We start from the raw sequence: 9050 nt of genomic DNA, 5'->3' as shown, positions 1-9050 counted from the left end.
GACGGGAATAGATGTCGTAGGCGCGCTCGGTGCGGCCTGTGGTTTCAATGACAATGGGCACGGCGGGCATGTGCGGCTCCTTGCTTACGGGCTTACGGGACGCGCGCGTGGCGTCCCCCTCAAGTTAACTGCGCTGGACTCATCGGCAGAATTCGTCAGTAACCATATGCCGTCAAGAGAATAAGGGCTTGTTCGCCGCCGTCAATAGCCCGAAGGGCATACCCGGAAAGGCTTCAGGCCCTTAAACGTAAACGCGGCGGCCGGTTCATCGCCGGCCGCCGCGCGGGTGTCTTCAGCCGTGCAGAAGGCAGGAAGCGGCCAAGGCTACTCCTTGGGGGCCTCGGTCTTCTTGGCGCGGGGCTTCTTGGGTTTGGCCGGGGCGGCTTCCTTCTCCTCGGGCGCGGCAACCGGGTCGACCTCAGTCTTGGCGGCGCGCGCGTAGATCAGCTCGATGGCCTTGTCGGCCAGCAGGCGATCCTTCAAGGGGAAGATGAGGTTGTTCTCTTCGTAGTACTGCTTCACGCTCATCAGGTCCTGGCCGTGCTGGCGGGCAACCTGGGTGAGGGCGGCGTCGATCTCCTCGGGCTTAACGTCAAGGTTCTCCTTCTTGGCCACGGCCAGAAGCAGAATCTCGCCGCGTACGGCCTCCTCGGCCTGGGCCTTGTGGGCCTCGCGCAGCTCTTCCATGGACTTGCCAAGCGCGCCCAGGCTCTTGCCCTGGCGGTCCAGCTTCTGCTCCAGGTCGGCCAGCAGGCGGTCGATGCGGTTCTCAACCATGCTGGGCGGCAGCGGGAAGTCCACCTTGGCCAGCAGCTGGTCCAGCAGCTTCTTCTGGGCCATGGACTTGTTCAGCTGCTCGCGGCTCTGCATGTAGGACTTGACGATGGCTTCGCGCATCTTCTCGACGCTCTCGAAGCCGCCTGCGCGCTTGGCCACCTCGTCGGTGAGCTCGGGCAGGATGCGCTCCTTGATGGAGTGCAGGGTGGCCTTCATGACCAGGGTCTCGCCAGCCATGGCGGGATTGATGAAATCTTCGGGGAAGGTGATTTCGCACTCGCCCTTCTCGCCGGTATTGAGGGTCTTCAGCATGGCCTCGAACTCGGGCAGGGCCTGCTTGTCGCCCAGGGTCAGCTCGAAGTTCTCGGCCTGGATGCCCTGGAAGACCTCCTCGCCCTTGTAGGCGGCGAAGGTGACGACCACAAGGTCGCCGTCCTGGGCCGGGCGCACGATCTCGATGGGCTTCACGGTGGCGGCGTTGGTCAGGATGCGCTTCTCGACCTCCTTGACCTCCTCGTCCTTCACCTCGGCGCGTTCCACGTCGACCGCGAGGCCTTCGTAGTCCGGCAGGGCGAAGTCCGGGGCCACTTCGAATTCGATGGAGTAGTTGAACTCCTGGTCGCGCACCAGCTCCTTGGCGTCCACGTCGATGCGGGACAGGGGCATGACGCCGAGCGCGCCAACGGCCTCGTTGATCTGGTAGTTCACCAGATCACCGGTGGCTTCCTGATAGATCTGGGCGCGGTACATGCCCTCGACCACGGAGGACGGGGCCTTGCCGCGGCGGAAGCCCTTGATCTCGTAGCGGTGGCGGTACAGGGCCACAGCGGTGGAAAGGGCGGCGTTGACCTCCTCCACGGGGACCTGGATGTTGATCTTGCGTTTGACCGGGGAGAGTTCTTCGACCTTGTATTCCATAGACTTGCCGTCCTCCTAAGATGTCAGCCCGCGAGCATTGCGCGGGTCGCGTTTTTGTTTCGTGGTGCGAGAGGGGAGACTCGAACTCCCACGGACGCGGCCGCTGGATCCTAAGTCCAGTGCGTCTACCAATTCCGCCACTCTCGCCCTGCGGGGCTCAAAAATCCCGCCAAAAGCTCTGCCAAAAGCTCCGTTAAATAAGCGGGGGGCGGCAATCTGTCAACCGGGCGCAGGCCTCTGCCCCGGACCGGCTCCGGTCAAATTCCGGCCCGGCGAGCACCAGGCGCGGACTACAAGAGGTCCAGAATGCGCCGAACCTTGACCATCAGTTCCTTGGTGTCCAGCGCCATGAGCCGGATCATAGGTTCCTTGCCCATGCCGCCCATGTCCACCACGGCATCGGTGTTGCGCGGGGTGCTGGAAGCCTCGAGCGCCGCCTGGGTGCCCCAGTCCATGGTGCCGCCCTCGCGGCCCAGGCCGTCGGCGGGCTCCAGGGCGCGGTCGAAACTCGCGCATGTCATGCCTGTGCGCTTCAGCGCGGCCAGGGTCTCGTCGTTGCAGGCGATGTTCAGCGAACAGGTGAGCCTGGGATTGAACTTGCGCGCGGCCAGAAGCACGCGGGCCATGTGCGAGGAAGCCCCGAATTCCGGTCCGCCCGCCAGGATGACCTCGCCGCGCCGGGTGCAGGTGATGCGCCCGCTGAAGGCGGCGATGTCCTGGGCGGTTGAGGCGTACGGCAGGGCCAGCACGAGGTTGGAGCGCACCTCGGGAATGAGCTTGGCGAAGCGCGGCAGCTGCGAGAGCAGGCGTCCGGTCTCGGCCAGCTCATCCAGTGTGCCCAGGCGGGCCCGTTCCTTCAGTAGCGGCACCGCGTGGTTGGGCGAGCCGCCGCCCTTGCCCACGGAATAGCTGGAACGCAGGGCCGCGTGCAGGTACAGCTGCGCCTTGCGCACGCTCGTGAGCATGTCGTGGCCCAGGCCCAAGTGCGCGGCGATGGCTGCGGAAAGGGTGCAGCCCGTACCGTGCAGGTTCTTGGTGTCCACCCTGCTCTGCATCAGCGGCAAGGGCTTCTGTCCCGGCGTCACGTACCAATCCGTAGAGGCCGGGGAGTCCATGTGCCCACCCTTGATGAGCACGGCCTTGGGCCCCATGGCCAGCAGACGCTCGGCCGCCTCGCAGATGTCCTGGGCGCTTTTGAGGGTCAGGCCCGTGAACAGCTCGGCCTCGGGGATGTTTGGAGTCAACAGGTCCGTGATGGGAAAGAGGTGGCGCACCATTTCGGTGACGGCCGATTCCTCCAGCAGGCGCGCGCCGGACTGGGCCACGCACACGGGGTCCACCACCAGGGGAAAGTCGCGGTTGGCCAAGCCAGCGGCCACGGCGCGGATGATCTCGCCGGAGAAGAGCATGCCGGTCTTGACCGCCCGCACACGCAGGTCGGAGAGCACGGCCGTGAGCTGCTGGACGACGAAATCCGGCGGCACGGGGTGGATGCCGGTGACGGCCATGGTATTCTGCGCGGTAAGGGCGGTGATGACCGACGCGCCGAAACCGCCCAGCATGGCGATGGTCTTGAGGTCGGCCTGGATGCCGGCGCCGCCGCCGGAATCGGACCCGGCGATGGTCAGGACAGTCGGATTGTCGTACATGGGAGGCTTCCTTGAAAATACTGCGCCGAACGCACGCGCCCAGGAGAAGGCGCGGATGTGCCCGGCGGGATTATTTTTGCGGGCGGCCGGAGAGACGGCCCGGACTAGTTGCCGGTGCAGGTCAGCTTGACGTAGTCGTCGAGGGAGACCCCGCTCCAGGCCTTGCTGGTCCAGTAGGCCGTGGCCCAGATCATCAGCGCCGTGGCCTGCAGGTCGCTCAGGCGTCGCAGCTTGATTTCGAGATTGCTGCGGCTGGCCCCGTGCATGATGTGGGCCTCGCGCTCATCGCAGGCGCTTTCCACCCGCAGCAGCAGATAGGCCTGCTTCGACTGGTTGGGCAAGAGCCGCACGTCGCGGTGGGCTTCAAGGATGGTCTTGAGTTCGGCGGTGGTGAACTCCACCGACACGCCGCGGATCATCTTGAAGAAAACGTCCACTGCCCATGGGAGGATGAACTCGGCACCAGCGCTCTTGGTCTTGAAGAAGTCCTTGAGCCACTTTTCGTGGTCGGTGCTGATTCTGGCGGCGACTTGCGGCATGTCTGCTCCTCCGAAAGAACTCGCGGGAGATGGATTCTCCCTATCCTACATGGACAGCATCTATCAAGAGTAAATCTAGAGCAAATCCTCATTCTTCCTGTAAACTTTCGCGCAGCTGGCGAAACATCTGCACCACGAACTCCTGGGGCACGGGAACGCCGTCAACACGCATCTCCGAGAGCTGGGTGACCTTGTTGCCGCTCGGCGTATGCTGATAGCGGGTTTCCAGAACATAGCACTTGCGCACCAGGGGGCCTAAAAGAGACAGCGTGAGGCACCAGCCGCCTGCACGGACCTCCCAGCAGGAGCCCACAACGCGGTTGGCTCGGCAAGTGTCCCGTCCCGCCGCCTGCCCAGCTCCCTCCACCAGCCGCACAAAGCCGAGCAGGCTCAAGGCCTGGCCGCTGCGGTCGGTGACGCCGAGGAAATCCCCCTGAGCCGAACGCAGCACCAAGGGCCGGCCCAGATACTCGTCTGGTGGAAAATGCGGGGACTCGTCAGCGTCAAGGCGGGTCAGGGCAGTCTGCACACGGCCCCGTTCTTCATCCAAAGCGCGTTTCAGGGCGGCCACATCGGCTTCCAATCCCTTTATGCGCTCCGCCTGGGCAACCTGGGCGGCGCGGAATTCCTCCCGCGCCTGGGCAAGCTCACGGCGCAGGCGGTTCTGAGCTTCCAGACTCTCGGAGACCTTGAGCAGCGCGCCGTTCATGCACTGGAGCACACCGTCCGCCAGGGCCTGCGGCTCGCCAACGCCGAGGCCGCCATCCCGCTCGGATCTGCCCAACAGGCTGAAGCCCGCGGCAAGATCCCGCTCCAGATGGTCCAGGGACCAGTCGGCTTTGCCCATGCCAAGCTCCCCCGGCCAAGCCGCAGCGCCAGAAAAAATCGAACGCGCAAGGGCCTGCCTGCAAGAATTTGTTCTCGCATACCCCATGCAGGAGACGATGTCTAGAGTTTTTATAAAAAGGACGGTCCGCCCAAGGACGGGACGAACAGAAACAATGCGGTGTGCTGAGGATTACTCGTCTTTGTAGCTGCGCTGAATTTCGAGCACTTCATCATAGTTGGCGAGGAACACGTCGTACAGTTCCGGGTCGAAGTGCTTGCCGCGCCCCTCGGCCATGATCTCCAAAGCCTTCTCATTGGAGAAGGCGCTCTTGTAGGGCCGCTTGGTGGTGAGCGCGTCGAACACGTCGGCCACGGCGCAGATGCGCCCGGCCAGCGGAATGTCCGAGCCGGACAGACCGAACGGGTAGCCGCTGCCGTCCCACTTCTCGTGGTGGGAGATGGCGATCTCGGCCCCGGCTGCAAGGTACTTGGACGACCCGCCACGCAGGATGGACTCGCCTATGCTGGTGTGCCGCCGCATGACGACCCATTCATCTTCCGTGAGCTTGCCGGGCTTGAGCAGGATGGCGTCGGGAATGCCCATCTTGCCGATGTCGTGCATGGGGCTGCTGTTCAGGATGAGGTCGACCTGATCCTCGTTCAGCCCGCGTCCCTTGGCGATGACAGCGCAATACCGACTCATGCGCAAGATGTGGCTGGCCGTGTCCTCATCCTTGTATTCCGCTGCGGCGGAGAGTTTGTGGATGGTTTCCATATGGGCCTGCACCGTGGCCTGCCGGGCGTGCTCCAGATCGCCCAGAGCCAGACGCAAGGCGCTGGTCTTTTCGGAAACCATCTGTTCCAGGTGCAGTTGATGGTCCTTCAGCTCATCGTGGTACTGCTTCATGCGCAAAAGCGAGGTCATGCGCACGCCAAGCTCCGTAGTGTCGATGGGCTTGGCCACGAAGTCGTTGGCGCCTGCCTGCACGGCCTTGAGGCGATCTTCCTTGGCGGAAAGGGCCGTGACCATGACAATGGGCAGATCGGCAAAATCCGGCATGGAGCGAATGGCCCGAGCCACGGCGAAGCCGTCCATGCCCGGCATCATGATGTCCAGTAGAATGAGATCTATCGATTTATCGAGAAGCTGCAGGGCCGCAGGGCCTGACTCTGCGGAAACGCAGTCCAGGCCGTAAGACTTGAGCAGCCCCTCCAAAACCTTGCGGTTAATGAGTTCATCGTCCACCACCAGAATGCGCTCACGCTTGATTTCGTCTGTCACTGATGCCATTTGGCTCTCCAGAGGTTCAGTAAGCGCATCGGGCTACGACGCATACCTCTAGTAAACAAAATTTCCACAAGGAATCAACCCCCCTACTCCGTCCTTGCCGAAAACGTAAAGGAATCCGCTGGACGAATAGCCTATCGACAACATACATAGCCCGCTGCTATTGTGGCGGCTCAAACGTATGCCGCAAACCGGTGCCGCCGCGGACACCGGCAACAATAACGACACAGCCCGCCTTTCGGGTTATTTCCGCAAGTCGCTCAACGCATGGTGAGAGAATGGCCGCAATCTCCAAAATCGAAGTTTCTGAAGGCATCTGCTACGTCACTATCCCGGAAGCCGACGTGCACATCTTGTGCGGCTGCCCGGCCGACAGCGTCAAGCACCTGATGAAGCGCGGTCTGATACAGACACGCACGGTGGGAACGGTGAGCTTCGAGACCGGTCCCAACGCCATCCTGCTGTCCGATGTGCTCATCCAGAACGGGCGCTTCACCAATCTCTCGGAATTCCCCATCCTGCAGATGTTCTACCGCCAGGGCCGCATCATACCCGGACACCCCAACAACACGGGGGCCAAGCCCGTGCTCGTGGGCTCACGCCGGCAGGTGGAGGCCCAGATGGAGTACATTTACCGGGGCAATTACGGCCTGGTGAGCGAAGAAGAGATCATCGAAACCGGCATCCCGGCCGACATGGCCCGTCAGATGATGCGCCTGAAGCTGAAGTTCGCCTTCGGGAAGATTCGCCGCATGGACGAGTACCTTGACCTCGTGGTGCTCGAAAGCGAACCCCAGGAGATCCGCAACCGCGTCTTCGTCAAGCGCCTCAAGCCGAACCTGTTCGAGATCAGCTACGGCAAGGAATCCGTGCGCGTGGACCTGAACCAGCCGGAGCATTCCAGCGCCCTGCCTTCCTATGTACTGGGCTTTCATCAGATCAAGCGTGACTACTTCGCGGTGTTGCATTCGGGCGAGGGCGACGGCTGGGACATCAACCGGCCGGCCATGGCCAGCATCCTCATGTTCCAGGGCAAGGTGTACCTCATCGACGCCGGGCCGAACATCATGCACACCCTGAACGCCCTGGGCTTAAGCGTCAACGAGATCGCGGGCATCTTCCACACCCACGCCCACGACGACCACTTCTGCGGCCTGCCGGACATCATGCGGGCTGATCACCGCATCCCCTACTACGCCACGCCTCTTGTGCGCGCTTCGGTGATGAAGAAGCTCTCGGCCCTGTCCATGATGAACGAGGACGAGTTCAAGCATTACTTCGAGTTCCACGACCTCGTCATGGACGAATGGAACGACATCGACACCCTTGAGGTCATGCCCGTGTTCTCGCCGCACCCGGTTGAGACCACCGTCATGTTCTTCCGCACCCTCGACAGATCCGGCTACCGCTCCTACGCGCACTTCGCGGACATCGCGAGCCTGAAGCTCCTGCGCGGCATGATAACCGCGGACGACGACGCGCCCGGCATCTCGCAGCAGTTCTACGATACAGTGGCCGAAAGCTACCTCAGGCCCGTGGACTTGAAAAAACTCGACATCGGCGGCGGCATGATCCACGGCGATGCCGAGGACTTCGCCGAAGACAAGAGCGCAAAGATCGTGCTGGCGCACACGGCCCTGCCGTTGACCAACCGACAGAAGGAGATCGGTTCCGGTGCGCCCTTCGGTGCCGTGGATGTGCTCATCCCCTCGCACCAGGACTACGTGCGTTCCTACGCCTTCCACTTCCTGTCCAGCTATTTCCCCACTGTGCCCGCCTCGCGCCTGCGCGTGCTGCTGAACAACCCGGTGGTGAAGTTCAACCCGGAGTCCATTATCCTCAAGGCCGGGCGCAAGGCCGATTGCGTCTACCTGCTGCTGACCGGGCAGGTGGAAATGTTCCAGACGCGCAAACATATCTTCAGCACCTTGTCCTCCGGAGCCATGCTGGGAGAGGTGACGGCGCTGACGGAAAAGCCCAGCGCCGAGACCTATCGCGCCGCCAATTTCGTCCAGGCCCTGCGCATCCCCATGGATCTCTACAGCGTGTTCGTGAAGAGCAATGGGGTATACGAACACATGTTGCGCCAGATGGACGTGCGCAGCTTCCTGTACACCAACCGCCTCTTCGGCGATTCCATGTCCTGTACGCTTCAGAACAGCATTGCCGCCGCTGTGAATATAACGCATCACCTTCACGGTTCGGGCATCGCCCGCAGCGAAGCGCCACGACTTGCGCTGGTCAAGACCGGCGCGGTGGATCTGCTCATGGGCGACCGCACTGTGGAACGGCTGAAAGCAGGCGATTTTTTCTGCGAAAGCACGGTTCTTTTCGACATTCCCTGCCTGTTCACGGCCGTGGCCACCAAAGACACGGAGTTGTACGAAATACCCGCCGCAGCACTGGCCGACGTGCCCATCATCCGCTGGAAGCTGCTGGAAGTGTATGAGACGCGCCTGGACAAGGCCGTGTCCCTCGACGCGACCACCGATCCCCTGGCCTGGCAGGAGGAATACGGCATTGGCATCGCTGTCATCGACAAGGAGCACCGCGAACTGTTCCATCAGGCCAAGACCCTGTACCACGGCCTGTTCGGCGTAGAGCCCGCCGCATCCCCCGGTAAACTGTTCCCCGCGCTGCTGAACATCACGCGAGAGCACTTCGCCACTGAGGAAGAGCTGATGCGCGCGCACGGCTACCCCGCCCTGAAGCCGCACACGGAACACCACAGGCAGATACTGGCCGCCCTGCGCGACTTCGCCTCAGACTACGAGGCCTGGAAGACCGCCTCCCGCAAGGAGATCGGCATCTTCATCAAGAACTGGGTCATGACGCACATCCTGACCGAGGATCGCAAGCTCGGCACATTTTTGAAGAGCGCTGGAGTTTCCTGATTCTATCCGACGTTTTTTATGTTGCCAGCACCGAGCGCCAACAAGTGCGGAAACATTTTTGTCATTCGCGCCGCCTACACCTTTCACTATTTTACAAAAATAGCCAATTCAAAACCTCCCCACGCCGCATTCGCCGGGCAACATACTGATTTAATAC

6 protein-coding genes, 1 tRNA gene and 1 pseudogene are annotated in these 9050 nt (G+C 62.2%); 1 reads left to right on the top strand and 7 read right to left on the bottom strand.

Going from position 1 to position 9050, the window contains the following annotated elements; translation table 11 throughout:
- From VN419_RS05235 to VN419_RS05205, 7 genes and pseudogenes are all read right to left on the bottom strand, one after another.
- A pseudogene (locus tag VN419_RS05235) lies at positions 1–70 on the bottom strand (ATP-dependent Clp protease proteolytic subunit); the annotation flags it as partial.
- Between the two features lie 254 nt (positions 71–324).
- Positions 325–1695, bottom strand: a complete 1371-nt coding sequence (gene tig, locus VN419_RS05230) for a trigger factor (protein WP_325645177.1) — start codon at positions 1693–1695, stop codon at positions 325–327.
- Between the two features lie 62 nt (positions 1696–1757).
- A tRNA-Leu gene (locus tag VN419_RS05225) sits at positions 1758–1842 on the bottom strand.
- Between the two features lie 143 nt (positions 1843–1985).
- A complete protein-coding gene (thiD, locus tag VN419_RS05220) occupies positions 1986–3344 on the bottom strand; it encodes a bifunctional hydroxymethylpyrimidine kinase/phosphomethylpyrimidine kinase (protein WP_325645175.1) in 1359 nt (452 codons plus the stop codon).
- A gap of 104 nt (positions 3345–3448) precedes the next feature.
- Positions 3449–3883 (bottom strand): hypothetical protein, encoded by a 435-nt coding sequence (locus VN419_RS05215; protein ID WP_325645173.1) that lies wholly within the window; start codon positions 3881–3883, stop codon positions 3449–3451.
- Positions 3884–3971: 88 nt separating this feature from the next.
- Complete coding sequence (locus VN419_RS05210) at positions 3972–4730, bottom strand: hypothetical protein (RefSeq protein WP_325645171.1); 759 nt, start codon at positions 4728–4730, stop codon at positions 3972–3974.
- 171 nt (positions 4731–4901) lie between these two features.
- The gene (locus VN419_RS05205; protein WP_325645169.1) at positions 4902–6002 is read right to left on the bottom strand and encodes an HD domain-containing phosphohydrolase; all 1101 of its coding nucleotides are present in this window, start codon (positions 6000–6002) and stop codon (positions 4902–4904) included.
- 275 nt (positions 6003–6277) lie between these two features.
- On the opposite strand from VN419_RS05205, the gene VN419_RS05200 reads away from it, so the two are divergent.
- The gene (locus VN419_RS05200) at positions 6278–8893 is read left to right on the top strand and encodes a bacteriohemerythrin (protein ID WP_325645167.1); all 2616 of its coding nucleotides are present in this window, start codon (positions 6278–6280) and stop codon (positions 8891–8893) included.
- The last annotated feature ends 157 nt before the right edge of the window (positions 8894–9050 follow it).

The organism is Humidesulfovibrio sp., assembly GCF_035560995.1.
GTDB lineage: Bacteria > Desulfobacterota > Desulfovibrionia > Desulfovibrionales > Desulfovibrionaceae > Humidesulfovibrio.
Note: the sequence above shows the minus strand (reverse complement) of the source record. Positions and strands in the feature narration are given on the sequence as shown.